The organism is Anaerocolumna sp. AGMB13025 (assembly GCF_029689925.1).
In the GTDB taxonomy this organism is placed as follows: Bacteria; Bacillota; Clostridia; order Lachnospirales; family Lachnospiraceae; genus Anaerocolumna.
Map to the genome: position 1 here is coordinate 5,063,072 of NZ_CP121445.1, position 26,844 is coordinate 5,089,915.

General features: G+C 38.2%; 26 protein-coding genes. 2 read left to right on the forward strand and 24 right to left on the reverse strand.

Translation table 11 applies throughout. The features are described from left to right. Positions 1 to 80: 80 nt before the first annotated feature. The 5 genes from QA584_RS20945 to aspS form a co-directional block, all read right to left on the reverse strand. The gene (locus QA584_RS20945; RefSeq protein WP_278271053.1) at positions 81 to 434 is read right to left on the reverse strand and encodes a PilZ domain-containing protein; all 354 of its coding nucleotides are present in this window, start codon (positions 432 to 434) and stop codon (positions 81 to 83) included. Positions 435 to 603: 169 nt separating this feature from the next. Then, a complete protein-coding gene (gene gatB, locus QA584_RS20950) occupies positions 604 to 2,034 on the reverse strand; it encodes an Asp-tRNA(Asn)/Glu-tRNA(Gln) amidotransferase subunit GatB (RefSeq protein WP_278275214.1) in 1,431 nt (476 codons plus the stop codon). 108 nt (positions 2,035 to 2,142) lie between these two features. Then, on the reverse strand, positions 2,143 to 3,597 hold the full coding sequence (gene gatA, locus QA584_RS20955; RefSeq protein ID WP_278271054.1) for an Asp-tRNA(Asn)/Glu-tRNA(Gln) amidotransferase subunit GatA: 1,455 nt from the start codon (positions 3,595 to 3,597) through the stop codon (positions 2,143 to 2,145). Between the two features lie 54 nt (positions 3,598 to 3,651). Then, positions 3,652 to 3,939 (reverse strand): Asp-tRNA(Asn)/Glu-tRNA(Gln) amidotransferase subunit GatC, encoded by a 288-nt coding sequence (gene gatC, locus QA584_RS20960; protein WP_278271055.1) that lies wholly within the window; start codon positions 3,937 to 3,939, stop codon positions 3,652 to 3,654. Positions 3,940 to 4,010: 71 nt separating this feature from the next. Then, on the reverse strand, positions 4,011 to 5,351 hold the full coding sequence (aspS, locus tag QA584_RS20965; RefSeq protein WP_278271056.1) for an aspartate--tRNA(Asn) ligase: 1,341 nt from the start codon (positions 5,349 to 5,351) through the stop codon (positions 4,011 to 4,013). A gap of 787 nt (positions 5,352 to 6,138) precedes the next feature. Here aspS and QA584_RS20970 point away from each other — a divergent pair. Continuing rightward, complete coding sequence (locus QA584_RS20970; RefSeq protein ID WP_278271057.1) at positions 6,139 to 6,540, forward strand: hypothetical protein; 402 nt, start codon at positions 6,139 to 6,141, stop codon at positions 6,538 to 6,540. A 157-nt stretch (positions 6,541 to 6,697) separates the two neighbouring features. Here QA584_RS20970 and QA584_RS20975 read toward each other — a convergent pair whose 3' ends face one another. The 11 genes from QA584_RS20975 to QA584_RS21025 all read right to left on the reverse strand — a co-directional run bounded on the left by QA584_RS20975 (position 6,698) and on the right by QA584_RS21025 (position 18,519). Then, on the reverse strand, positions 6,698 to 7,711 hold the full coding sequence (locus tag QA584_RS20975; protein WP_278271058.1) for a S66 family peptidase: 1,014 nt from the start codon (positions 7,709 to 7,711) through the stop codon (positions 6,698 to 6,700). A 396-nt stretch (positions 7,712 to 8,107) separates the two neighbouring features. After that, positions 8,108 to 9,322, reverse strand: coding sequence for an LL-diaminopimelate aminotransferase (locus QA584_RS20980; RefSeq protein ID WP_278271059.1), 1,215 nt, complete (start codon positions 9,320 to 9,322; stop codon positions 8,108 to 8,110). Positions 9,323 to 9,337: 15 nt separating this feature from the next. Then, positions 9,338 to 10,174 (reverse strand): diaminopimelate epimerase, encoded by an 837-nt coding sequence (gene dapF, locus QA584_RS20985; protein ID WP_278271060.1) that lies wholly within the window; start codon positions 10,172 to 10,174, stop codon positions 9,338 to 9,340. A 125-nt stretch (positions 10,175 to 10,299) separates the two neighbouring features. After that, entirely contained in the window at positions 10,300 to 10,842 is a 543-nt protein-coding gene (locus QA584_RS20990; RefSeq protein WP_278271061.1) for an ANTAR domain-containing response regulator, read from the reverse strand. Between the two features lie 66 nt (positions 10,843 to 10,908). Next, on the reverse strand, positions 10,909 to 12,240 hold the full coding sequence (glnA, locus tag QA584_RS20995; RefSeq protein ID WP_278271062.1) for a type I glutamate--ammonia ligase: 1,332 nt from the start codon (positions 12,238 to 12,240) through the stop codon (positions 10,909 to 10,911). Between the two features lie 392 nt (positions 12,241 to 12,632). Beyond that, complete coding sequence (locus tag QA584_RS21000; protein WP_278271063.1) at positions 12,633 to 13,664, reverse strand: HD-GYP domain-containing protein; 1,032 nt, start codon at positions 13,662 to 13,664, stop codon at positions 12,633 to 12,635. A gap of 221 nt (positions 13,665 to 13,885) precedes the next feature. Continuing rightward, positions 13,886 to 14,680 carry an ABC transporter ATP-binding protein gene (locus QA584_RS21005; protein WP_278271064.1) on the reverse strand — a complete coding sequence of 265 codons (795 nt, stop codon included), beginning with the start codon at positions 14,678 to 14,680 and terminating at the stop codon, positions 13,886 to 13,888. Position 14,681: 1 nt separating this feature from the next. Continuing rightward, positions 14,682 to 15,620 carry an ABC transporter permease gene (locus QA584_RS21010; RefSeq protein WP_278271065.1) on the reverse strand — a complete coding sequence of 313 codons (939 nt, stop codon included), beginning with the start codon at positions 15,618 to 15,620 and terminating at the stop codon, positions 14,682 to 14,684. A 122-nt stretch (positions 15,621 to 15,742) separates the two neighbouring features. Then, positions 15,743 to 16,732, reverse strand: a complete 990-nt coding sequence (locus QA584_RS21015; protein WP_278271066.1) for an ABC transporter substrate-binding protein — start codon at positions 16,730 to 16,732, stop codon at positions 15,743 to 15,745. 247 nt (positions 16,733 to 16,979) lie between these two features. Then, positions 16,980 to 17,780, reverse strand: coding sequence for a flagellar motor protein MotB (locus QA584_RS21020; RefSeq protein WP_278271067.1), 801 nt, complete (start codon positions 17,778 to 17,780; stop codon positions 16,980 to 16,982). Continuing rightward, the gene (locus QA584_RS21025; protein WP_278271068.1) at positions 17,743 to 18,519 is read right to left on the reverse strand and encodes a flagellar motor protein; all 777 of its coding nucleotides are present in this window, start codon (positions 18,517 to 18,519) and stop codon (positions 17,743 to 17,745) included. Before QA584_RS21025 ends, QA584_RS21020 begins: the two co-directional genes overlap by 38 nt. Before the next feature lie 509 nt (positions 18,520 to 19,028). Here QA584_RS21025 and QA584_RS21030 point away from each other — a divergent pair. Then, positions 19,029 to 19,340 (forward strand): hypothetical protein, encoded by a 312-nt coding sequence (locus tag QA584_RS21030; RefSeq protein WP_278271069.1) that lies wholly within the window; start codon positions 19,029 to 19,031, stop codon positions 19,338 to 19,340. Positions 19,341 to 19,675: 335 nt separating this feature from the next. On the opposite strand, the gene QA584_RS21035 is transcribed toward QA584_RS21030, so the two are convergent. From QA584_RS21035 to QA584_RS21070, 8 genes are all read right to left on the reverse strand, one after another. After that, positions 19,676 to 21,031: a putrescine aminotransferase gene (locus QA584_RS21035; RefSeq protein WP_278271070.1), complete on the reverse strand. Its 1,356-nt coding sequence runs from the start codon at positions 21,029 to 21,031 to the stop codon at positions 19,676 to 19,678. 12 nt (positions 21,032 to 21,043) lie between these two features. Then, a complete protein-coding gene (locus tag QA584_RS21040) occupies positions 21,044 to 22,096 on the reverse strand; it encodes a polyamine ABC transporter substrate-binding protein (protein WP_278271071.1) in 1,053 nt (350 codons plus the stop codon). Between the two features lie 32 nt (positions 22,097 to 22,128). Beyond that, positions 22,129 to 22,929, reverse strand: coding sequence for an ABC transporter permease (locus tag QA584_RS21045; protein WP_278271072.1), 801 nt, complete (start codon positions 22,927 to 22,929; stop codon positions 22,129 to 22,131). After that, on the reverse strand, positions 22,930 to 23,799 hold the full coding sequence (locus QA584_RS21050; protein ID WP_278271073.1) for an ABC transporter permease: 870 nt from the start codon (positions 23,797 to 23,799) through the stop codon (positions 22,930 to 22,932). Further along, complete coding sequence (locus QA584_RS21055) at positions 23,800 to 24,930, reverse strand: ABC transporter ATP-binding protein (RefSeq protein WP_278271074.1); 1,131 nt, start codon at positions 24,928 to 24,930, stop codon at positions 23,800 to 23,802. It abuts the gene before it with no gap. Positions 24,931 to 25,011: 81 nt separating this feature from the next. Then, positions 25,012 to 25,356 carry a P-II family nitrogen regulator gene (locus QA584_RS21060; protein WP_278271075.1) on the reverse strand — a complete coding sequence of 115 codons (345 nt, stop codon included), beginning with the start codon at positions 25,354 to 25,356 and terminating at the stop codon, positions 25,012 to 25,014. A 218-nt stretch (positions 25,357 to 25,574) separates the two neighbouring features. Further along, entirely contained in the window at positions 25,575 to 26,126 is a 552-nt protein-coding gene (locus QA584_RS21065; protein WP_278271076.1) for a helix-turn-helix domain-containing protein, read from the reverse strand. A gap of 204 nt (positions 26,127 to 26,330) precedes the next feature. Further along, positions 26,331 to 26,843, reverse strand: coding sequence for a ferritin (locus QA584_RS21070; protein WP_278271077.1), 513 nt, complete (start codon positions 26,841 to 26,843; stop codon positions 26,331 to 26,333). Between the last annotated feature and the right edge of the window lies 1 nt (position 26,844).

A 26,844-nucleotide genomic window follows, 5' to 3' on the forward strand; every position in this document is an offset into this window, starting at 1 on the left:
AAAATAATTCTCAATTTTATTGTTTCTATTATTTGATTACTTCATTCTTGTGAATTAATAATTTTAATCTTTCCTATCGGTTAATCCTGCAAACTGCGTTCTTCAAATTCATCAAAAATATAATTGAGTACGGAAGGCATACCAACAAACTCAGCGCCATACTTAAAATTACCATCTTCTTCTGGTTCCTGTCTGATAATCTTAACCACGCTGTACAGGGTAGAATCCTTATCCCCTAACTGTAATTTTGCATTAAAATAATACTCTACCGGCAAAATGCTTTTGGATTTAAAACCAATTCCATCTTTTGATATATTAATTACTTCAATTGGGGCATCAATATGATCTACCCGGATATTATCCTGTCTAAAAAGACTGGAAATATCTAAATTCAAACTCACATCCAACCGTTTGCTGCGTCTTTTTTCGTCCATCCCTGCTCCTCCGCTTTATTGCACATTTGATTCAATATATTCGAAACTAACGAGTGAAATTTATGCTTCTATTACAAAGTTACCCCTGTAATATCCAACATGTTTTATTCATTATATCTTAAATTATGCCATAAAGCAACAAAGAGCAGTTACTATTTACAGTTACTATTTACAGGAGTTCTTTTAAGATACGGTTAATCATGCCTGGGTCAGCCTTACCTTTCATTTCTTTCATGGTCTGTCCGACTAGGAAACCAAGAGCTTTTTCTTTACCGTTATGGTAATCATCTACGGAAGCAGGATTAGCAGCTATTATTTTTTCGATGGTGGAGCGAAGTAAGCCTTCATCGCTTACCATGGATAACCCTTTATCTTCTACATAGCTAACCGGATCAATATCTGATTTAAAGATTTCTTCGAAGACTTCCTTTGCAACCGTCCGGTTAATCTTACCGTCTCCAATCAAACCTATGAGTTTTGCTAAATTAACAGCCTGAAAAGCAATGTTTTCAGCCTCCATCTCCTGTTCTTTTAAAAGACGCATGGTTTCTACCATAAGCCAGTTGGAAACTTCCTTTGGCTTGCCGCATAGCGCAACGGTTTCTTCAAAGATATCGGCAAGTTTTTTAGAACCAGTTATAATACCTGCATCATATGCCGGAATGTCATATTCCGATTCGTAACGCAGCATTTTCTCGTCTCTTAGTTCTGGTTGGCGGGCTTTAATTTCTTTTAACCATTCGTCACTGATTTCAATCGGCACCAGGTCAGGCTCCGGAAAATAGCGGTAATCCTGGGCATCTTCTTTCGAACGCATAGCAAAACTGGTGTCCTTATTATCATCCCAGCGTCTGGTTTCTTGTACTACGGCTTTGCCATATTCCAGTAACTCTATCTGTCTTTTTCTCTCTCCTTCAATAGCTCTTGCTATAGCTTTAAAGGAGTTCATATTTTTCATTTCCGTACGGGTACCGAATTTCTCGGCTCCGACTTCTCTTATGGATAAGTTAATATCGGCGCGAAGGGAACCTTCCTGCATCTTACAATCGGATACTCCAAGGTACTGAAGGATTAGTTTTAATTTTTCAAGATAAGCGATAACCTCATCGGCAGATCTCATATCCGGATCACTAACTATTTCAATCAGGGGGACTCCACAGCGGTTATAATCCACTAAGGTACAGTCTTCCCAAGGATCATGTATTAATTTACCAGCATCCTCTTCCATATGGATTTCGTGGATACCAATTACTTTTTTTACTCCGCCGGTTTCAATTTCAATTCCGCCGTTACGGCAGATTGGAAGATAGAGCTGGGATACCTGATAAGCCTTTGGCAGGTCAGGATAAAAGTAGTTCTTGCGGTCAAATTTGCAATTCTGGGTTATGGTACAATTGGTTGCCAATCCGGCAGCCATGGCAAATTCAACAACTTTTTTATTTAATACCGGAAGTGTACCCGGCATACCGGTGCAGACCGGACAGCAATGCGTATTCGGTTCACCACCAAACTGGGTGGTACATCCACAGAAAATTTTAGTTTCCGTAGCTAATTCCACATGCACTTCCAAACCAATGACAGTTTCATATGATTTCATAATTTACACCCATTGCATATCCCAGGTGACCTGGGATAATGCCACAAATAAGAATGTGTGAAAGTTTCTCAGTGTGGCAACAACCTTTCTTATAATTAATTTCTTTCACGCTTACGCCTCCTTATTTCTGGTTTGGGATTGTTCAAAGCTATAAGCCGCACGGATGATGTCTTTTTCACCGAAATGTTTTCCGATTAACTGCATACCAATTGGCAGCCCTTTGGAATCAGCACCACAGGGTAAACTGATTGCCGGTAATCCCGCCAGGTTAACCGATACCGTATAAATATCTCCCAAATACATCTTTAAAGGATCTGACAGACTTTCTCCTAGCTTTGGTGCTGTGGAGGGGGCAGTTGGTCCTAAAATTATATCATATTTTTGAAATGCCTTGTCAAAGCCTTCTTTAATAATGGCTTTTACCTTTAAGGCTTTATTATAATAAGCATCATAATAACCGGAACTTAATACGAAAGCACCTATCATCATTCTTCGTTTTACTTCATTACCAAAACCTTCACTTCTGGTCTTTTTATAAACATCCTGAAGTCCTTCAAATTCCTCAGTACGATAGCCGTATTTTACACCGTCATATCTGGATAGATTAGAACTTGCTTCGGCAGACGCGACTACATAATAGGCAGGAATTGCAGAATCCACCGCCTCTAGATCAAATTCCTCCACAACAGCGCCCATGGCTCTAAATACCTCTGCTGCCTTTAAGATACTCGCCTTAATTTCCTCATCCAGTCCGTCACCTAAATATCCTTTAGGAATACCGATTTTCATTCCTTTCACATCATCTATTAAGGCTGCGGTATATTCATAAGACGTCTTGGCAACTGAGGTGGAATCCTTGGCATCATGTCCGGATATAATATCAAGAGCTACTGTACAGTCGGATACGGTCCTTGCAATAGGTCCAATCTGATCTAAGGAGGAAGCATAGGCAATGAGTCCGTATCTTGATACGGTACCATAAGTAGGCTTTATCCCCGTTACACCGCAAAAAGCACTTGGCTGGCGGATGGAACCGCCGGTATCGGAACCTAACGCATAAAAAGCTTCATTTGCAGCAACTGCGGCTGCGGAACCACCACTGGAACCTCCTGGTACATGGTCCGTATTTCTGGGATTATTGGTAACACCAAAATACGAAGTCTCTGTTGTACTTCCCATTGCAAATTCATCCATATTGGTTTTACCAATAATTACAGCTCCTGCCTTTTGAAGCTTCTCGATAACCGTTGCGTTATAAGGCGGTTTAAAGTTATATAATATCTTCGATGCACAGGTTGTCTTTACGCCTTTGGTACAGATATTATCCTTAATGGCTACCGGTACACCGGCAAGAGGGGAATCACTAAATTCACCGGCTTCCATTAATTTCTGCACTTCTTCGGCACGGGCTAAGGCCTCTTGCTCCATGACAGTTACATAACAATGATAGGAGTCATCGCTTGCCTTAATCTTTTCTAACTGGGCTTTTGTGGCTTCCACTACCGAAATTTCTTTATTCTTAATTTTTCTGCCCAATTCCAGGGCAGATAAGGTGGTTATGTCCATTTTAACCTCTTTTCTCACATTTCTGCTTTCACATTTTCATTCTTTTCTGCTATCTTACTCAACTGTCTTAGGAACCATAAAACATCCGTCTTTGCTGGCAGGTGCATTGGCAAGTAAGGCATCTCTGTCGGGTCCATTCACTACCACATCTTCACGGAAAACATTACGGATGGGGAAAACATGGGACATAGGTTCAATATGCTCGGTATCCAGTTCATTCATGGTGTCCATATAGGCTAAAATACTGCCTAAGTCTTTCTTGGCTTTTTCCTTTTCTTCCCCGCTTAATTCCAGTTTAGCCAGGGCTGCTACATATTCTATTGTTTCATCTGTTATTGCCATGTTATTACTCCTTTCATATATCAACTCTTCCTGCCTGATCAATGCTTCCTGCTAAATCAGTTCTTCGCTGATTAAGGTTCAAGTCTTGACACATCTCTTGGGAAGAAAGTGGTTTCTCTTACATTCTGTTCATCTAAAAGCCTCATAGTCAGACGTTCCAGACCAATTCCAAGACCACCATGAGGCGGCATGCCGTGTTTGTGAATCATCAGGAAGTTGGTGAAATCGGCTGGATCCATTCCTCTTGCCATCATCTTTGCTACCTGTTCCTCATAGGAGTGAATTCTCTGTCCTCCGGTCGTTATCTCCATGCCTTTAAATAATAAGTCAAAACTTAAGGTGAATTTATGATCTGCCGGATCATCCATAGCATAGAAGGGTCTCTTCTTGGAAGGATAGTGGGTTACAAATACAAAATCACTGTTGTACTCTTCTTTAAAATATCTTCCAATCAGTATTTCTTCTTCTGGTTCTAAATCATAAGGGTTTCGGATTTTACGTTCATATTTTTCCGATACCAGCCTTTTGGCTTCATCAAAACGGACTGCCGGGAAATTTAATACACTTGGTAATTCTATTCCTAATATCTTAATTTCTTTCGCATATTCTTCGGATAAGAACTGGAAGGTATATTTTAGCATAGCAGCTTCCATTTCCATTATATCTTCAAAACCGTCAATGTATCCCATCTCAAAGTCAAGGCTGGTATATTCATTGAGATGTCTGGTGGTGTTATGTTTTTCGGCACGGAATACCGGAGCTGCTTCAAAAACCCTGTCATATACTCCAACCATAGTCTGTTTGTAAAACTGAGGACTCTGGGCCAGGAAAGCTTTTTTACCAAAGTACTCCAATTTAAATACATTGGCTCCGCCTTCTGCATTACCTGCTACAATTTTAGGTGTCCTGATTTCGGTAAAATTCTGGGAATACATAAAATCGCGGAAACCTCTTACGATTCCTTCCTGAATCTTAAAGATGGCTCTTTCCCTTAAGTTTCTTAAGGATATGGGACGTAAGGATAATTTTGTTTCAAGAGAAGTTTTTAGTTTCCATTTGCTGATTGGAATCGGCATTGTGGTATCTTGTGCAGGTTCCGATAAGATACGGATACCGGTAATACGGATTTCAAAACCGCCCGGTGCACGTTCTTCTAAAGCCGCTATACCCTTAACTTCAAGCGTCGCACCTTCTCTTAAGGATTTACTGTCAAAATCAGCAAGCTTTCCTTCTTCGTATACACACTGTACCAGACCATCATATCTTCTTAAAACAACAAAAGAGAATTCACTCATATCACGTATGGTATGGACTGCTCCCCTGATTTTTATCTCCTTGCCGTATAAATCACCAGTCAGAATATCCTTAATCTCTACTGTATCTTTTTGTTTTAATCCATTTACAAAATCCATGTAATTGCCTCCTCGTACTTCTAATTTTAAAATAGGAAAGAGTCACTCCTCAGACTCTTATGACACCACTTTCGCCTCCCACAAGGGTTCTTATCTCATAGAATGACTATCTTTGAGATAACAAGTGTCAGTATTTAGACACTGATTTCTTTTACACAAAAAAATCCCAGACATATATGACTTACATTCATATATGTCTGGGACGGGATTCTATTGTTGTGTTATATTCCCGCGGTACCACCCGCATTGAAAACCTTATGGTTTTCCACTCTTACACTTAACGCGTGCGACGCATGAACCTACTGCGGAATACGTAACCGATTAATTCTATCCGTTCAACCCATGAGCTCCAGAGTGTTCCTTCCCATATCTATCATCCAAGGCATGCTCTCAGTCGGTGACACGCCATTCCTGTTAATCGATGCAATCCATACAGGTTAGTCTCTTTCATAGCTTATTATCATATTAACTTATATAAATACATGTACATTGTGTATTTTTTCATTTGACTTATATTAACACAGAAATATTTATCTGGCAAGGGTTAATTTTTATTTTTTATATTTCTGACAAGAGAAAAAATCAATAATCATTGAATATATCTGTTATCTTAATTTATAGATCATTTTAATCATTAGTTAAAATTTACATTTAATTAAATGATACTTTTTATGTAGAATACGCATATTCCATTGTATTTTTTACGATATGGCTATAAAATAATAATATATATTTTAGGAAATATAGGAGATTTTTTTAAAGGGGTGATACTACTGTGGAATCTTATATGAAATTGAGTAAAAAGAAATATAATATAATTATCCTAATCATCTCAATCCTTATTTTAATTTCTCTTATTACAATAGTAATGAAATCCTCACCTCCTTGGCATTTTTCCAGTAAAGATATAGGATATATAGAGCTCAGAAAAAGTGGGAGCATAAATCCTATTAATATAACTGAATCTAGACAGATTAATAATATTATCGATAAATTAGAGCGTAAAAAATATAAATTCAAAAACTTTAATATCGGTAGTGGATGGACATATCGCATCTTAATCTATAGTAGTAAAGGACATTTAAAGGACGAGTTTGAAATCAATTATAATAATAGCTTAAGTTATGGTTTTGGTGTTTACTCGTATAGTGATTTAGATATTTCTTTTATTTCGGATTACTTTAAATGATTTATAAATCCATAACCATTAACTAATTTTAACCGTTCTTTTAAAAAAAAGTTTCAAGCCCTTTATTTGGGCTTAAAGACTTTTTTAATGATATTACAGACTCATGGTTATCACATTTTTCACTGGAAAGGATTGCTTTTTTTAATACGGTACATAATTACGCCCTACTATATTTTAAGACGCCTTTGCCGTCAACGCATGTAATTTCAGCCAAAGCTCCGTTTATCAGGGTCATCTGGGGGGCTTTATGTCCAATATCGGCATCTAATATAATGGGGACTTTTAGCTTATCAAGAATGGATAAAACCGCTTCTTTATAGGTTATTTCGCTTTCTTCCGAAAAAAAAGCCGGTCTTCCAAATACAAAGCCTTTCGCCGTATCAAACCATCCAGCCTCCAAAAGCTGCCACAGTCCTCTGGTCAATGCCTCTGCATTTAAGGAATAGCTCTCTAAGTACCACAGTATTCCATCGTTTTTATATTTGTTAATAAAATCCACGGTTTTATCATACTTTGTACCAACGAGATTTAGTAATACATCCAAACAGCCCCCAAGGAGTCTTCCAGCCATACGAATGTCCTTTTCACCCGTTATATTGCGCCAGTAAACATCCTTATCTAAAACATAGCCTTCCAACCCTGTAATACGGTCATAATAACCGTCTTCATAACGGTCGAAACTGGTCTGTACAATATTCTTGCCTTCCATAAGAGCCAGATTGTTTTCTAATGCTTTATGCCAGCCTTCCATGCCAAAATCATTAAAGTTACAGCCATAAATCGTTGCCATATCACAGTTTGTAGTAATCGTAAAGGTTAGCCCTGTATTATCGGAAAAGCCTTGTATCCAGGAGGGTTTTGACCGAATTACATTAAAATCCAAATAGGGAAGCATTTCCATAAGATAATCTCCGCCTTTTGCAGATATAATCCACATTACTTTCTCATTCTTTATCAGTTCCATGAATTCCTCGGCTCTGATTTTTCCGTCTGTACTCCTTCCTTTATAACTGGAACGGACATGGGCTGTTTCCAAAAGTTCATAACCTTTTGCAATTAGTTGTTTTTTACCGGAATCCAGGCGTATGAAATCCGTTTCCTTTTTATTGCCGTCTGATGGAGCTGTAATACCAATGGTAACGCCCTTTTTTATAAATACTGGGTATATCATATTGTAATTCCTTTCAATAAATATAATTCAAATTTACAAATTAATAAATTAATTTGATTTAGATGTGACTGGTTTTCTATACTGTAATTATTAGAAAAGAAAAATTCCCTAAATCACATATAAAAACTAAAATCAATTTAAAATATAGTAAAATAGCAATATAAAATATAAATTACAGGGCAGCCGGTATGATAAAAAAATAGCTTTATTTTAGTACTTTTCACAGGAGTTAATCCTTTTATCGGAGTAAACAAAAATCGGTTTACAAATATGTATCGTTTTATTAATTAAACTAACCTGACATTAACACCATTATCTAGTTCCTGCCAGGTTAGTTTTTATTATCTCATGTTTTTATTATCTCATGTTTCTATTGTCTCATTTTTATAGAATACCTTACAATTTCTTAATACGCTCAATCGCTTCCAAAGTATTTTCATAAGTACCAAATGCAGTAAGCCTGAAATACCCTTCTCCATGAGGACCGAAACCAGAACCCGGAGTTCCAACTATATTAGCCTCTTTTAACAGATAATCAAAGAATTCCCAGGAAGTCATCTTGCCCGGTGTCTTTAGCCAGATATAGGGAGCATTCACGCCACCAGATACCTGATAGCCTGCCTGGGTTAGTCCTTCTCTGATAACATTGGCATTATTCATATAATATGCAATCTGTTCTCCGGTTTGTTTTCTGCCTTCTTCGCTATAAACTGCGGCACCGGCTGCTTGAATAATATAAGGAGCGCCATTGAATTTCGTACCATGGCGTCTTGCCCACATACTGTTTAACATTACCTCACCGCATTTTAACTCCTTAGGAATTACGGTAAAAGCTAATCTGGTACCGGTAAAACCTGCATTCTTAGAAAAGCTTCTAAGTTCAATGGCACAGGTTTTTGCTCCTTCACATTCATATATGGTATGAGGAACATCATCCTCTGAGATATAAGCTTCATAAGCAGCATCATAGATAATAACAGCACCGATTTTATTCGCATAATCCACCCATTTCTTAAGTTCTGCTTTATTAATCGTTGAGCCGGTAGGGTTATTTGGGAAGCACAGATATATAATATCTGGTTCTTCCTTGGGAAATTCCGGTGCAAAATTTGTCTCCAGGGTACAAGGCATATAAATGACTTTGCTCCATCTGCCAAGTTCCGGTAAATATTCACCGGTTCTGCCAGCCATAACATTACTGTCTACATAAACAGGATAAACCGGATCGCAGACAGCAATCTTATTATCCACATCAAAAATCTCCTGAATATTGGCGGAATCGCTTTTCGCACCGTCACTGATAAAGATTTCATCAATGGCAATATCAACGCCTCTGGTCTTATAATCCTGTTCAGCAATGACTGTTCTTAAGAATTCATATCCAAGATCCGGTGCATAACCTTTAAAGGTTTCCTTTACTCCCATCTCATCTGCCGCCTTATGAAGAGCCCCTACTACTGCCGGAGCTAAAGGCAGCGTAACATCACCAATTCCCAGACGTATAATCTTTTTATCCGGATTAGCCTCTGAAAATGCTTTTACTTTCTTCGCTATATCGGAAAATAAATAGCTTCCAGGTAATTTCAAGTAATTATCATTAATTTTAAACATGTTGTTACGCTCCTTTTATTTTAAATTTATCTCTCCGTCAAAGACCGTTACCGCAGGTCCTGTCATGAAGATTGTATTCTTCTCTCTGTCATATCTGATCTTAAGTTCTCCGCCTAAGAGTCTAACCATAACCGAATCCTCGGTCAATCCATTCAGGATGCAGGCATAAGCACTGGCACAAGCACCGGTTCCGCAGGCTAAGGTTTCACCGCTTCCCCGTTCCCATACTCTCATATCTATGGTATTCCGGTCAATTACATGGATGAACTCGGTATTGGTCCGCTCCGGAAACATACTGTGGTGTTCAAATAAGGGTCCGACTTTTTCTATATCAACTGTTTTGGTATCCTCTACAAATACTACCGAATGAGGGTTACCCATAGAAACACAGGTCATCTCATACGCCCTGTCTCCAATGGTAACAGGCATAGCAATGACTTCGTCTTTCTCACTGACCACCGGAATCATTTTTGCTTTTGTTATGGGACTTCCCATATTTACCGTAACTTCTATTACTTTACTGTCTTCAACTTTTAAATCCAGATATTTAATTCCTGCTCCGGTTTCTATGCTGATTTGCTGTTTATCCGCTAAACCATAATCATATACATACTTTGCCACGCAGCGGATACCATTGCCGCACATGTTGGATTTTGAACCATCGGCATTATACATATCCATTAAAAAATCAGCTTGATCGGAAGGCTTTATTAATATCAGTCCGTCAGATCCGATTCCGAAATGTCTGTCACTTACTATTATAGCAACTTCCGGAGGATTTTCCACCTTTTCTTTCAAACAATTTACATAAACATAGTCATTTCCGCATCCCTGCATTTTGGTAAATTTCATAACGCTTCTTCTCCCTTAATAGACTTAATAAAAGCCTGCCCCAAACCGGTAAACTGTATTCTGTCCAGACCACACTTAACGGCATTGACCAGAGTACAGTTCCTTTGTTTGTGACAAGCTTCGCACTACATTAAACTCAATATCATTTCCGCCATTTCTACCATATTGGTTCCGCTGTCCATACTGTTTTTCTGTATGTACCGGTGTGCTTCTTCTTCAGTCATGTTGTTTCGCTCCATAAGAACAAGTTTTGCTTTGCTGATAACCGCTTTATCTGCTTCTGATCTGGGCTTCGGTTTTTCTTTATCCTTTTTCTTCCGCCTTGAATAATTATAACTCATCATCTGGAGGGTATTCAAGAGGTCCTGCATTTTAATCGGCATACTAAGACAGACAATGTTATTATCCGTACATTCCTCCAATTTAGTGGCAGACGCAATCAAAAGCATTTCAAACCCTTTCGGAAGATAATTATTTAATTCACTGTAATGCATATCAGAAAAACGATATCCGCATATTACAATTCCGTCATCTAATTCATTCGCTGTTCCAATAACCTGTGCACCTGTCGTACAGGTCGCATTCACTTCATAACCGTTTCTGACTAAAGCATTCTTAATGCTCGTTGCATCTTCTATCTTGGGAAAAGCTATAATAATACTCAACACATCTGATCACCTCCATCGCTTCAAATTCCTTCACTAAGCGGCATATTTTCACTATGCTGCTTTCTATTATATGCGATGTAAGTATTGGTCTAATTCCCACTGGGAAACCTGTATGGTGTATTGATCCCACTCTGCATTCTTAGCTTCAAGATACTTGCCTGCAGTATGGTTTCCAAGAACTTCTTTGATTAATTCACTTTGTTCAAACAGATTCAAGGCTTCTTTTAAATTAGTCGGGAGGTTTTTAATGCCTTTTTCTGTTTTTTCTTCCTCTGACATCGTAAATATATTCTTATCTACACTGTCAGGAGGTGTTAACTTATTCTTAATTCCGTCAAGTCCGGCTGCAAGGCAAACTGCAAGCGCTAAGTATGGGTTTGCTGCAGGATCGGGACACCTAAGTTCAACCCTTGCACCTGAACCTCTGGATGCCGGAATACGGATTAGAGGACTCCGATTAGTAGCAGACCACGCGATATAAACAGGTGCTTCATAGCCAGGTACTAATCTCTTATATGAGTTTACTAAAGGATTGGTTACAGCAGTCATACCTTCCATGTGCTTCATAATACCAGCAATAAAATGATATGCATCCTCACTGAGTCCTAATTTACCGGAGGGGTCATCAAAGATGTTCTTACCATCTTTACTTATAGACATATTAATATGCATGCCGGAGCCGTTCACACCAAACCTGGGCTTTGGCATAAATGTCGCATGGAGTCCATGCCTTTTAGCGATGGTTCTTACAACCAGTTTAAAGGTCATGATATTATCTGCAGTCGTTAAGGCATCGTCATACTTAAAATCAATTTCGTGCTGAGCAGGAGCAACCTCATGATGGGAAGCTTCGACAGTAAAGCCCATGTCCTCCAAGGTTAAAACCATCTCACGTCTGGCATTTTCACCAGCATCTAAAGGACCAACATCAAAGTAACCGCCCCGTTCTAAGGACTTGTTGGTAGGCTCTCCATTATCCTCAGAATTGAAAAGGAAAAATTCACATTCCGGACCAACGTTAAATACATAACCCAAATCCTCTGCTTCCTTTACTATCTTCTTTAAAATATATCTGGGATCGCCTTCAAAAGGTGTTCCATCCGGCCGGTACACATCGCAGATGAATCTGGCCACCTTTCCCTGCTGAGGTCTCCAAGGGAAGATTTCAAATGTATCCAAATCCGGATATAGATACATATCGGATTCCTCTATTCTTACGAAACCTTCGATGGAAGAGCCATCGAACATGCATTTATTATCCAACACTTTATCCAACTGGCTGGTGGTAACGGCTACATTTTTCAGATTACCAAAAATATCGGTAAATTGCAGTCTGATAAATTCAACATCCTCTTCTTCAACCATTCTGATGATATCTTTTTTTGTGTAATGATTCATATCATTGTCTCTCCCTTTTGATTTTTATTCGAAAAAGGGCGAAAGCATTCCTTAGAACACCTTCGCCTTGCTGATATCATGATAACAGCCTGATTATTATTTGTCAATATACTAAATTTATACGTCCACGTAAATCTCCGGAAGAATAAACAGCATATTAATTTCGTTTAACTATTTGTATTTTATTTATTTCTTTACATTTATTTCATTGCTTTTGTTTTTATTTTATTGCTTCTTTTTCATTACTTTTATTTTAATGCTTTTATTTTATTGCTTCTTTTTCATTACTTTTATTTTATTGCTTTTATTTTATTACTTTTATTTTATTACTTTTATTTTATTACTTCTTTTTCATTGCTCTTATAACTTCACTTGCTTTTTTCATCCCTATCTTACATTATTATCTTTGAGATACATATGTTCAAATAACTGGGATCATTTTTTAAATCTATGATTTCTTTGTTTTCTATGTTACGTACAACTGGTCTTAAGACACAGTCCGGATAATTTGAAAGGATAATCCCCTGGGTTCCGTCGCTTAATTCGACACTGCTTCCCACCGGATATACTGTAACGCATCTTACAAAAACATCTATAACACCAGAGTCATATAGCTGGTTCCCGGTGCCCATTAAATATTCCACTGTTTCAGAAGGTGAAAAAGCATTCCGGTAAGCTCGATCGGAGGTCATGGCGTCATAGGTATCCGCCACTGCAAGTATTCTTCCAAATATCGTTATTTCTTCCCCTTTTAATCCTCTTGGATAACCGGAACCATCAAACCGTTCATGGTGTTCGAGTACCCCGACTTTGGTCACACTGTTTAATTCGATTGAATCAGCCAGAAATTCAAACCCAAATTCCGGGTGCTTCTGAATCAGTTTAAATTCTTCCTTGGAGAGTTTCCCCTGTTTATCAAGAATTTCTATCGGAACAAATTTTTTCCCTACATCGTGGAGAATACCAGCCGTCCCCAAATATATCAGATTGTCCCGGTTTAAATTAAGTTTTATACCGATACTGATTGCCAAAATACCTACATTAACGCAATGGAGATAAGTATACTCATGATGTCCCAATAAATGCTGCATATTTATTTCTACGTCGCCATTTGCTATTATATTATCTACTATTTCCGATATTAAGGGTTTCATTTCAGCCAGATTTCCATTCTGATTAACAATACTCTCCAAACGGGAAGCAGTCATTAACCGGAGTCCTTCATCCACAAAATCATTAATTATAATACCTTCTGATATTTCATCCTCAATATATAATCCGGTATACCCATTCGCTTTCAGTCTGGATAGGATGGCTTCTGTCAATTCAACATTATGTCTTAACAAGATTACTCCCTGAGCACCGTATAATGGTTTTGCCAAACGAGAACCTGGAACTACTTTATCTATAGTTAGAAATCTCATTACCCTGAATCCTCCAAGAATGTATAATATAACATGCCGGTTATTCATCACCTGCACAAGCGACATGTTCGCCTTAACCAGTTTAAAACAGATATCAATCACATGATTTTCCTGTTTTATCTATACCCAAGGTCATATTATAGCATATTATGTCAGATATTGGTATACCCTTTTCGTAAATAGTTCATTAATATTTTCTCTTACCCAAACGCTCTTTATAGTTATGCAAGCATCATTCGGTCGTTGGCAAATTCTCCTCCGCTGGCACTTTCAAATCTTGCCAGGAGGTCACTGACCTTCAGATTCTTTTTCTCCTCGCCGGCAACATCGTAAATAATTTTTCCCTCATGCATCATAATTAAACGGTTCCCAAACTGAATAGCATCCTTCATGTTATGGGTTACCATAAGGGCGGTAAGTGAGTTCTTTGCAATAATCAGTTCTGTGAGTTCCAGTACTTTTCTTGCAGTCTTAGGGTCAAGGGCTGCCGTATGTTCGTCTAAAAGAAGAAGTTTCGGATTTTTTAAGGTTGCCATAAGAAGCGTAAGAGCCTGTCTCTGTCCTCCAGAAAGTAAACCGACTTTTGAGGTCAGTCTGGTTTCCAAACCTAAATCAAGGGATTTTAATAATTCCACATATTGCTCTTTTTCCGCTTTTGTAATCCCCCAGCCTAACCCTCTTGTCTTACCTCTTCGATAAGCCATGGCCAGATTTTCCTCAATCTCCATATCCGCTGCCGTTCCAAGCATAGGGTCTTGAAATACCCTTCCAAGATATTTTGCTCTCTTATATTCTTTTAACTTGGTAATGTCCACTCCGTCTAAGGTAATAGAGCCTTCATCCGGAATATGCACGCCTGCTATCATATTTAGCATAGTTGACTTTCCAGCTCCGTTACCGCCGATTATGGTAACAAAATCGGAGGGATTCAATTCCAGGTTTAATCCGTTTAAAACTGTTTTCTCGTTGATGGTACCCGGATTAAAGGTCTTATATAAATTCGATAATGTCAGCATATTATTGACCCTCCTTGTGTACTTTTACTTTCTGTTTTTTCAAAACCGGTACCGCTAGTGCCACCGCAACCATAACAGCCGTTAACAGCTTAAGGTCATTGGTGTTTAAGCCAAATTGATATACAATTGCAATTATGATCCGGTAAATAACTGAACCGATGATAATAGCTGCTAATTTGTGAGCAAAAGAACGACGTTTATGGAATACCACTTCTCCGATTACAATAGATGCAAGACCAATTACAATGGCTCCTACACCAATACTGACATCCGCATACCCATAACTTTGGGCTACCAGTCCTCCAGACAAGGCAATTAAGCCATTACCCAGTGCTAAACCAATTATTATCATCAAATCCGTATTAGCCCCCTGTGCTCTTACCATAGCTTCATTATTACCGGTAGCACGGATTGCACACCCAATTTCGGTTCCAAAAAACCAATATAGAAAAACAATTACCAAAATAGCAAATACGATACCGATTCCAATCGTAACCAAGGTCTGTAACATTGAATCCTTGATTCCAAGCTCACTGGCCGATGGCAGCAATGATTTTACCTCGGATATAATGGTACTCTTACCAAGTAAAGGCGTATTAGCCTGTCCCATGACTCTTAGATTAATAGAATATAATGCAATCATGGAAAGAATACCGGAAAGGATTGCCGGTATTTTCAGTTTAGTATGTAAGAGTCCGGTAATTACGCCTGATAACATTCCTGCTATAATGGATATAATTAAACTAAGAAAAGGATTCCATCCCAAAGCAACAATTACTGTTGCACTGACACAGCCTCCCAATGCGAAACTTCCTTCACTGGTCATATCCGCAAAATTCAATATTCGAAAGGCAATATAAACTCCGATGGCTAATATTGCCCAAAAAAGTCCCTGTGACAAAGCACTTAACGCAGCCAAAAAAATCGCTGATATACCCATAATGATACCTGACCTTCCCTAACCTTAAAAAGACTGTCCCCTAAATCAATTCTTAAGCATGCCGTAAACAGATGCAAGAATCCTTAGCCGGAACAGCCTTTCTGTTATTTTATAAAACGTTCTTACTGTTTATCTTCTTTTAAATCAGCAGGAATTTCAATTCCTAACTGAGCTGCAACATCTTCATTAATTGATAATTTACATTGTTCTTTTGACAGATATTCAATTGGCATATCTGCAGTAGTAGCTTTACCTTCAATAATTTTAACTGCCTGCTTGCCAGTCAGTTTACCAAGTTCATAATAATCAATTCCATATGTAGCCAAACCGCCTTTATCTACCATGCCCTCTTCACCGCAGATAACCGGAAGTCCGTTGGCATTGGCAACCTGGGCTACCGTAGGCATAGCTTTTGCAATTACATTATCAGTGGGAGCGTAAATTGCATCTACTTTATCAATTAAAGACTCAACGACCTGCTGGATTTCATTGGTATTGGAAACAGTTGCTTCCTCTGCTTCGATTCCGAGCGCTTTAGCCGCTTCAATTGCCATATCAGATTGTATTTTGGAATTAACCTCACTGGAGCAGTAGAGGATCGCAATTTTTTTTGCATCCGGTATTAATTTCTGTAATAAATCAATCTGTTCTTTCACAGGTGTTAAATCGGAGGTACCGGATACATTACCGCCGGGAGCATCATTGGATGCTACTAAGCCGGAGGCGGCAGGGTCTGTAACAGCGGTAACTAAAATAGGTATATCTTTTGTTGCATTGGCAACTGCCTGGGATGCCGGAGTTGCAATCGCTAATATTAAGTCATCATTATCATTAACCAATTTTTGTGCTATGGTATTGGCATTTGCCTGGTCTCCCTGAGCATTCTGATAATCAATGGTAATTTTTTCACCATCCACATAACCAGCTTCTTTTAAGGCGTCTACAAATCCCTGATAAGAAGCATCCAATGCGGCATGTTCCACTAGTTGATCCACACCAATACGAAAGGGTGCCCCGCCTGACGCACTGTCCTTTTTACCGCAGCCTGCCAGAGTCGCACTTACTAATACGGCTGCTAAAATAACCGATACTGCTTTTTTTGATCTTTTCATAACTTCCTCCTTTAAATAGTCACCGCTTTAAGCTTCAACGCAAAGTCACTTTAAAGTATTAAAGCGTAACGCTTTTAATGGATAAAGTCTATACTGATTTAAGCATTTTGTCAATTAGTTTTTCAGGCATAAATTTACCCTATGGCAGTTTTTACAAAGCCATAGGGTAAACATAACCTAAAATTAAGGGAAATCTGACATCTGATATCCAAAACATAACAATTCAAATCAAGGATTTACAGCTAGTTCAAGGATTTACAGTTGTGTCTTCATTATAAAGAATTGTTATACTGATACGTCTGTTTCTCATTCTGCCTTTTGCGGTTTTATTGGAGGCTACGGGATTGTTTTCACCATGTGCAATAACCTCCAGCCGTTCAGGCTTAACGCTATCATTATCAACTAAATAATATACCACATTCGCTGCTCTCTCCGCAGATAACTGCCAGTTGGATTTATATTTACTGTTATTGACCGGAACATTGTCAGTATAACCTTCAATTTGAACCGGGCTGTCAATCCGGTTTATTAACTGTGCTACTTTATCCAGAATCGGTTTCATCTCTGTTCTGACTTCTGCTTCACCGCTGTCAAACAGAATATCATTTGGCAGTGTTATGACCATACCCTTGTCTTCAACCGTTATCTTAAGCTCATCTTTTAAATCGCTGTCCTTAATGGCATTATATAGTTCTGTTCTTAATTTGGTGAATTCCTTCTTGCTAATTCCGTCACTTCCGTTACCGTTATTATCTTGGACGGAATTACCATTATCTGTTTCTCCATTTTCCTGTATTTCAGGAGAAGTAAGTCCTGTCCCACCGTCTAAAATACCTGATCCTTTTGGTATTACAGATCCATCCGCACTGGTTCCGGAGCTTCCCAATGCGTTCTCAAGTGACGCAGCAAGTTGTTTATATTCATCCTTATTAATATTACTAATGGAATAAAGCACAACAAAAAATATCATCAGCAAGGTAATTAAATCAGAATAGGTTAACAGCCATCTCTCACCGTTCTCCTTCTTCTCTTTCTTCTTTTTCATCATCCAAGTACCCTTTCAGCCTTTCTACGATTAACGCAGGGTTACCGCCTTCCTGTACCATTAAAATTCCGTCCATCATCATATTTTTGGTTACGATTTCATCTGTATCCAATTCTTTTAATTTATTTGCAAGTGGCAGCCATAAGAGGTTTGCTGAGGCTACACCGTAAAGCGTAGCAATAAATGCAATTGCTATCTGTGGTCCTAATTTATCCGGATCACTTAAGTTACCTAAAACGTGGACCAAACCCATAACCGTACCAATAATACCCATAGTAGGAGCGAAACCGCCGGCTGCTTCAAAAACTGCAATTCCTTTAGAATGTCGGTATTCCATGTTATCAACTTTATTTTCCAACGTCTTTTTAATAATTTCCGGGTCTGTGCCATCCATAACCAGTTGAAGACCTTCTACGATAAACTTGTCATATGTATTATTCTGAATTTCAGTTTCCAGGGATAATAAACCGCTTGTTCTAGCCAGATTGGATATTTTAAAGAATGTATCTACTATTCCCTGTCGGTCTAATTTCTGTCTTTTAAAAGCAATCCTTATTATTTTCGGTAGTTTTTTTAATACATCAGATTTAAAGGATATACCAATTGCACCAAAAGTTCCTCCAAAAACAATCATTGCTGCTGTAGGCTCTAATAAAGCATGAACATGTCCTCCATCTAATACAAAAGCCATGATCAATGATACAAACGCAATTATGATACTGATTATCATGGTAATATCCATAAGTACAGCTCCTTTCTACTAAAAGCTTAATGTTTTTTATATGATATCCCTTACAGGAAAGTTTGTTTCTATATTAATATTTTTTAATATCCCGTGTTTTACTAAGAGCCCTCTATGAAGCGGTTTATGACTTTCAAAAAATTTGTCAAAAAGATAGAACGCATCCATTAATAGTTCTTATATACCCATCGTCCTGTAAGAATAGCAAAATATCTACTCTCATTTTAGACATAATTATCTATTTGTCAACATAATTTTCACACAAAAAACTGACCGAACTACTATAAATTTAAGCACTTGCAGCGAAATCAGCATGTTTGCTGATATTGTATTTTGGTATTACTTTTCCTTTAGTACTAATTTCTCATAAGGGCGTTATTTTATATTTATATACCCTCACAAATTTGACAGAACTGCCTGTAATCTTTATAATAATAAAAATAAGAATAAATCTTGGCCAAGAGCTTAAGATAACATAAATTTTACCTGGTTTGAGAAAGGATTTTAGCATGACGGAAGAAATTAATAACCTAAATACAGATATGAAAGAGTTATTTGTTAATAATCAGTTAGAGGAACTGACAGAACAGTTAAATCAGACTGCTGATGAAACAGTACTAGAAATCACTATGTATAATTATGAAATAATTAAAAAATATTTTGATACCGAGAAGTATCAGGTTTTAATCCAGCATATTAAATTTGTTGCCTTTTCCTGTTTTTTATGTGAGTATTCAGCTAAGCGCAATCTTATCGATGCCCTGGGATTTGAAGGCATGACCGAAATTTTTAATTCCATATACCAGTTGCTAAAACAATAAAGGTTGTTGCGAATCCAAAAATAATTATCAAAGGAATTGTAAACCCAAAGACTATATTACTTTGTGGTATTGAATCCAATGACTTAAATGATCTGGGAGAGAGAAAGGATTATATTTTTTTATAAATTTAATGGAAATTGTGCGCAAAGGGCTGCAAGAAAGAGAATTTCTCCACCTATTTGCACAATCTTAGATCAAATATTTTAAAATATAATCCTTATTCTAAGCCCCGATTTAATATCATATATTTTGCAGCAGCCCCAGTCCCAATATTCTACGTTTCTCATCAGTTCCTGGTTCACTATCCAATCTTTCGCGGCTTTACTATGATTATTTTATAAGCCAAATTCTTCTTTGGTTTCATAAAGGGCTTCATCCATCCTTAATAATACCTGGTCCAAATCTTCATAACTGATGATTGCCGCCGGTTCAAATCGGATGCATTTTGAATTAACCAAAGTACCTGCCGTCATGACTCTTCTTGAAAACATTCCTTTTGCAACGGAATATCCCACTTCACTCTTAACAAATTCAAGTCCGATCATTAAACCGACTCCTCTTACATCCGTTATGACCGTAGGGAATTTACTTTTAAGCCGATTTAAACCTGCAAGTAAATAGTCACCTTTTTCCCTACACTGTTTTGGAATATCATTTTCTAACATATATTTTATTGTTGCGAGAGCCGCTGAACAAGCCAGCGGGTTACCTCCAAACGTGGGTGAACCAAGAAGCCACGGGTTCTCCACCAATTCTTCTGTCCACATATGGGGTCTGCATATGATTCCGGTAATCGGCATAATACCGCCGCCAAAAGCCTTGCCAAAGGTAAGTATATCCGGAGTGACTCCTTCTGCTTCACAGCGGAACATGGTGCCGGTTCTGCCCATTCCGGTCTGTATTTCATCAAAGATCAAGGCTATACCATAGTTATCACAAATTTCCCTGACCTCCTTTAAATACCCGGCAGGCGGTATAATAATACCGGCTTCTCCCTGGATTGGCTCTAAGATAACGGCTGCTACCGATTCTCCTACTGCTGTTAAGTTACGGACAGCTTTATTAATATCTTCTGCATTACCGTATTCTACGTGCTGTACCTGCTGTACCATTGGGGTATAAGGGGTACGGTAGGTGCTTTTCCCCCCCATGGATACCGCTCCCATGGATTTTCCATGGAAAGCGCCTACGGTAGAGATAAACCATCTGCCGCCGGTTGCAATTCTTGCTAATTTAAGAGCCATTTCCACGGCTTCCGCTCCCCCGTTGGTAAAGAAACATTTCTCAAGGTCTCCCGGTGTAATATCGGAAACTGCTTTTGCCAAATATCCTCTTAAGGGATCAAGTAGTTCCTGGGAATGGAGGGCCTGATGGTCCAGCTGTGCCTTTACCGTATCGATGATTTCTTCATTCCTGTGACCGCAGGTATAGATCCCAAAGCCCCCAAGACAATCTATGAATTCCTCGCCGTACAAACCGGTGCAGTAAGGTCCGTAATCCTTCCATTCTACTACAGCGGCATTGGTGGATACGGATTTTCTGTATTTTAACCATCCGGGACTGACATAAGTGTCGAAGTATTCTACGGTTTCCCTCGTTATCTGCTGTTTTTCTTCTTCGCTTAATTCCTCGCTGTGAATAATTTTTATTACTCTCTCAAGGTCCTTAATTACGTTTTCCTTCTTTGTCATATTTACTCTCCTTTATTTTGTAAATTCAGCCCAAATTTCACTATACAAATCAACGGTTTTACCGATGTTCTTAACGTAAAAGCCTTTTTTGATTTCTTCTGGTGGAATACAGATGGCTTTATTGCTCCTATATGTATCATCCATTAAGGCCACTCCGGCTTTGTTTGGATTTAAGTAAGGGAATTCTGTTGATATCGCTTTATTGACTTCTGCTTTTAAGACATAGTCAATAAATTTGTAGGCATTTTCCTTGTTTTTTGCATCTTTTGTGATACACAGGTTATCTAAGAATAAGTACATCCCTTTACTTGGAAATGCCAGGTCCAGGTTCTCATTCTCCCCCAGTGCAAGCGCCGCCTCGCCGCTCCACATAAGACCTACGGAGGTTTCTTCCGTTATCATTAAGGTTTTGGGTGAATCACTGTCAAAACTCTTGATATTTGGTTTTAAGGTCAGCATTTTTTCTTTTATCTGCCCTAATTTGGATTCGTCGGTTTCATTAAAGTCATAACCCATGCTTAGGGAGGTGATTCCAATAATAGATCGAAAATCATCCAGTACCACGATGGAATTCTTATAAGCAGGTTTAAATAACTCATCGTAATTTGTAAAATCCGCACCTGGATCCACCATCTTCTTATTATATACGATAACACCTGCTCCTCCTAAATAGGGTACGGAATATTTGCTTTCAGGGTCATAACTGGGATTTAAATAGGCAGGGTCTAAATTTCCTATATTGGTTAATTGAGATTTATCCAATTCCTGTAACAATCCCTGGGAAATCATATTCTCTACCATATAGTCACTTGGTACTACAATGTCATATGCCCCTGGATTGCTGCCCTGAACCTTGGCAAGCATTTCCTCATTGTTGGAATAAGTCTGCATCTGTACTTTAATTCCCGTTTCCTTCTCAAAGTCTTTGATTACGGAATCCGGCATATATTCCGTCCATATAAATAAGTTCAGGGTTCCGTTCTTTTTTCCGCCGCCGCAGGCCGTAAGCCCTGCTGTTAATACAACTATAAGGGCTGTTAAAATAACTGTTTTTCCTTTTTTCATAATCTTTCTCCCTTTCTTGGTCTTTTATGAATTTATTTTGAAGAATTACTTGCCGTTTTCTTTTTATCCCGCTGGGACAAAAAGGTCACTGCTACGGTAACAATAAATACTAAGGTGGTAAGTGCATATACATCCGGAGTGACACCGGTTTTGGTAAGTTCCATTACCTTTAACGGAAAGGTATTGCTGCCTGGTCCCGTAGTAAAGAAACTGATAATGATGTCATCAATGGATAGGGTAAACGCTAAAAATGCTCCGGATATGACGCCCGGCATTATAATAGGTAAGGTAACGGTAAAGAAAGTTTTTATCCTTCCGGCACCTAAGTCCATAGCCGCCTCTTCTACCGACCGGTCAAATCCTGCCAGTCTGGCATTGACGGTAAATACTACAAAAGGAATACTAAAAGTAGCATGGGCTATAATTAAGGAAGTCAGACCCATTGGTATATTGGACAGGTTAAAAATGGCTAATAAAGATATACCCAGTACGATTTCAGGAATTACTACTGGTATATAAAGCAGCATATCGATAATACCTTTTCCCTTAAATTTATACTTTGACATGCCATAAGAAGCCAGAGTGCCTATAATTGTAGCTATAACAGTGCTGATAGAACCAACAATCAGGGTATTGCCATAAGCCTGTAATAGTGCATCGTTATCAAATAATCTGGAATACCATAGAAAGGTAAAGCCTTCGAAAACAATATTTCTCTTAGAGGTGTTAAAGGAAAATAATATAATGACAAATATCGGGAGATACAAAAAGAGGTATACCAAATAGCTGTAAAGGCTTGCTAGGGTTTTACCAAATTTCTTTCTGCTTTTCATTTACATCACCCCCAGATCTTCCATATTGCCGCCGCCTTTTTTATAAACCGTAACCATAATCAGTATTAAGAAGATTAACATCATGGAGAGACTTGCGCCTAAAGGCCAGTTATTGGCGGCTTTAAATTGATTCTCAATCAGGTTTCCGATAAGCTGTGATTTTCCTCCCCCCATAATATCGGATACGAAGAAATATCCAAGAGAGGGTATGAATATCATAATGGAACCGGAAAAGATACCGGCAAAGGTTAGGGGTAAGGTTATATGAAGGAAGGTTTTTACTTTATTGGCTCCCAAATCATTGGAGGCTTCCAGTAAACTGTGATCCAGTTTATCTATGGAGGCAAATAAGGGTAGTATCATATATGGAATTAAGACATATACCATACCTAGAAGTACTGCTCCTCTGGTATAAAGGATTTCAACAGGTTCCTTAATTATTCCAAGGTTAAGCAGCAGGGTATTGACAAAACCGGTTTTCCCCAATAGGGTTTTCCAGCCATTTAAACGGATCAGGGAATTGGTCCAAAAGGGTACCATAAGCATTATCATCATAATTGTTTTCTTTCTTTTTCCTGCCTTAGCCATATGGTAGGCGAAAGGATAACCTGCCAGTATACAGATTACTGTCGTAAAAAATGCAACTATGAATGAATTGGCGTAAATCTCCATATAGGTTGGATTTAGCAGATTTTTATAATTATCAAAAGTAAATAAAAATACTACATGATAGCCATCGGTTGACATAAAACTTAAGAATAACACATAGAGTAAAGGGGCAGCTACCAGTAGCAGCAACCAGACGGCCACCGGAGAAACCGTTGTCAATAAGGGAATGGTTTTATTCCTGATCTTATAGCTTTTTTTCATTTAATCGCCTCCCAATCTGGCATTCTCAATAACGGTATGAATTTGATATCCTCTGGACTTCATAAGGACCACATCCTCCAGATTCCAGTAGATATTAATGGTTTCACCGACTTTTGGCACTTCGTTAAGATTCAGCCTGCTAATCTTCACTGTCTGTCCGTTCGCAATGATTATGTTACTTTTTATGATATTACCTACATAAATCTGTTCCTTTACGATTCCTTTCAGATTAAACCCTATTACTTCCTCTTGGGAGAATCGTACTTTTTCCGGTCTTACACAGGCATATACCATTTCAGAGAGTTCGTATTTCGTTCCTTCTTCTAAAAGTCCTCTGGCGTTGCCAACTTCCAAACCGATGCTTACCTCTTCCCCGCTGATTTTTAATACCGTGGCTTCGAATATATTGGATTCCCCAATGAAATCTGCAACAAATCTGGTGGCAGGTTTTTCATATACCTGTTCCGGTGTATCTAACTGGTCTAAATATCCCTGATTCATAATGGCAATCCGGTCACTCATGGTAAGCGCTTCCTCCTGGTCATGGGTAACATATACAAAAGTGATGCCGAGCTTCTTCTGAAGATTTTTAAGTTCTAGCTGCATCTCTTTTCTTAACTTTAAATCAAGGGCTCCTAAGGGTTCGTCAAGAAGCAGTACTTTAGGTTGATTGATTAAGGCTCTGGCGATGGCAACCCTTTGCTTTTGTCCGCCGGACAGCTGGCTTGGGAAGCGTTTTTCAAATCCGTTTAGCTGAACCAAAGCAAGCATTTCCTCCACCCGTCTGTTTATCTCATCTTTTTTAACTTTCTTTATCTTCAAGCCATAAGCGATGTTATTAAATATATTCATATGTGGGAATAAGGCATAGCTTTGAAAAACCGTATTTACGTTACGTTCAAAGGGTTCTTTCTCTTCCACTCTTTCTCCCTCAACTAAGATCTGCCCGCCAGTTAGTTCTTCAAAACCGCCAATCATCCGTAATATTGTCGTCTTACCGCAACCGGATGGACCGAGCATTGTCAGAAATTCGCCTTCATAAATTGTTAAATCCAAATCGTGTACAACATGATTCTCACCGAAAATTTTATTGACATTTTTTATTTCTACAATTGCTTTTCTTTCCTCCATATGTCTTATCACTCCATTCTGCTGTAAAATAAAAAAAGCCGACGAGTTACGCCGGCTTCGTTGCCATATTGCAATTATATCTTATATTGCATCCGTTCCACGTTCTCCGGTTCGGATTCTCATGACATCTTCTACATTCTTAATAATTACTTTACCGTCACCTACTGTTCCAGTCGCTACTTTATCCCTGATTTCTAGCAATATGTTTTCTACTATTTCGTCTCTAACAATTACCTCAATTTTAATCTTAGGTATTAAATTGATATTGGTTCTAAGTCCCTTAAAATTCACTGGATTTGTCTCACCCAGCTGAATACCGCAGCCCATGATGCTCATGACCGACATACCTCCGCAGCCTTGTTCATGCAGTATGTTTTTTACCACCTCGAGTTTTTCGGGTTTGATATACATGGTTATTTCTTTCATACCAGCTTCCTCCTTATCAATTGAAAACAGTCTGCATAATATCAGACCTCAGGGTAAAAAAAAAGCGTTTAGGTAACGGAAACAGTTTATTCTGTTTCACTTACATAAACACCTTTGTTTCATTCATTTTGTATTGCTGTAACTATATCATTTGTGCGTTATATTGTCAATAAATATTTTTGTAATAATTATTTTTACTTTAATTATTAAGCTAACCATTAATCCCAGGTAAAAGTTATGCTGAATTTCACGACACCCTTTCCAAAATTGGAATAGGTATGATCACCATAGGTGGGGAACCTTATGGAGTTTTCTTCCTTTATCTCGTATGTTTTTCCCCCTGCCTCCAAAGTCAGTACCCCTGTGATTACTGTTAAATATTCATAAGTATTCTCTCCATGACCACCGGAGGTATAACTGGAACCTTCTGAGATTTCCATCATGTATATTTCAAAAGTACGGTCTTCTTCATAGGGAAAGTACTCGTAAACCTTGTATTCTCCCACTATCTCCTTGGAGGGAATCAGCTCTTCCTTTTCCACAATTATGGTATCTGTTTTCACAGCACTGACTAAAGAATTAAAGGAAACTCTCAATCCGCTGACGATTTTCCCAAGAGTTTCAATGGTCGGGATGGAATCTCCCCGCTCTATTTGACCTAACATACTCCTGCTGATACCGGTCTGCTCCGAAACCACCTCCAGACTCATCTTTCTGGATTTTCTGATCCGCTTAAGGTTTCTTGCTACATTTTTTGATATATATTCCAAGTAGGCACCTCCTGTTTCCTGCTAAATTATTGTATCGTATGTTTAACATTATCCTGCTGTTTGCTTTTATCAGTTATTTATTTGTGCGCTTTAACGCATAAATTAGTTTACATTATAACAATAAAAAAATAAAACGCAAGTATATTTTAATATTCTGCGTTTTATTCTTATATTTTATTATAATATAACCGGATATAAAATTAATTACAAGACCAGGGAAGGTGCTGTATATACCCTTGCTTTTAATTCATTATCAAGCATATATAGTCCTTTGGGATCACCGGCAAACAAATCAAATTTCTTAATATTATCGTCTGCGTTCTTTTCCTCTTCTCCTTGTTCCTTTATAAACCAGTCCAAAAACTGCATGGTCCTAAAATCCTTATTCCGATATGCAGCTTCATATATGTTATTGATAGATGCTGTTACGAATTGTTCATGTTCCAGTGCCAATACTAGGGGTTCCCGGAACGTTTCATATTTTTTATCTGGAGCTGAAATAGTAGTAAGGGTAACAGCTTCGCTGTTATTCAACAGGTATTGCCGAAATAGCATAGCATGATCCCGTTCCTCCTGCATCTGAACAAAAAACCAATTTTCAAAACCGTTTAAACTTTGATCTGCATAGTAATTTGCCATATCCATATATAGATAGGCTGAATAAAATTCCTTATTAATCTGTTCATTCAGTAGTGTTACAACTTCTTTATTTAACATT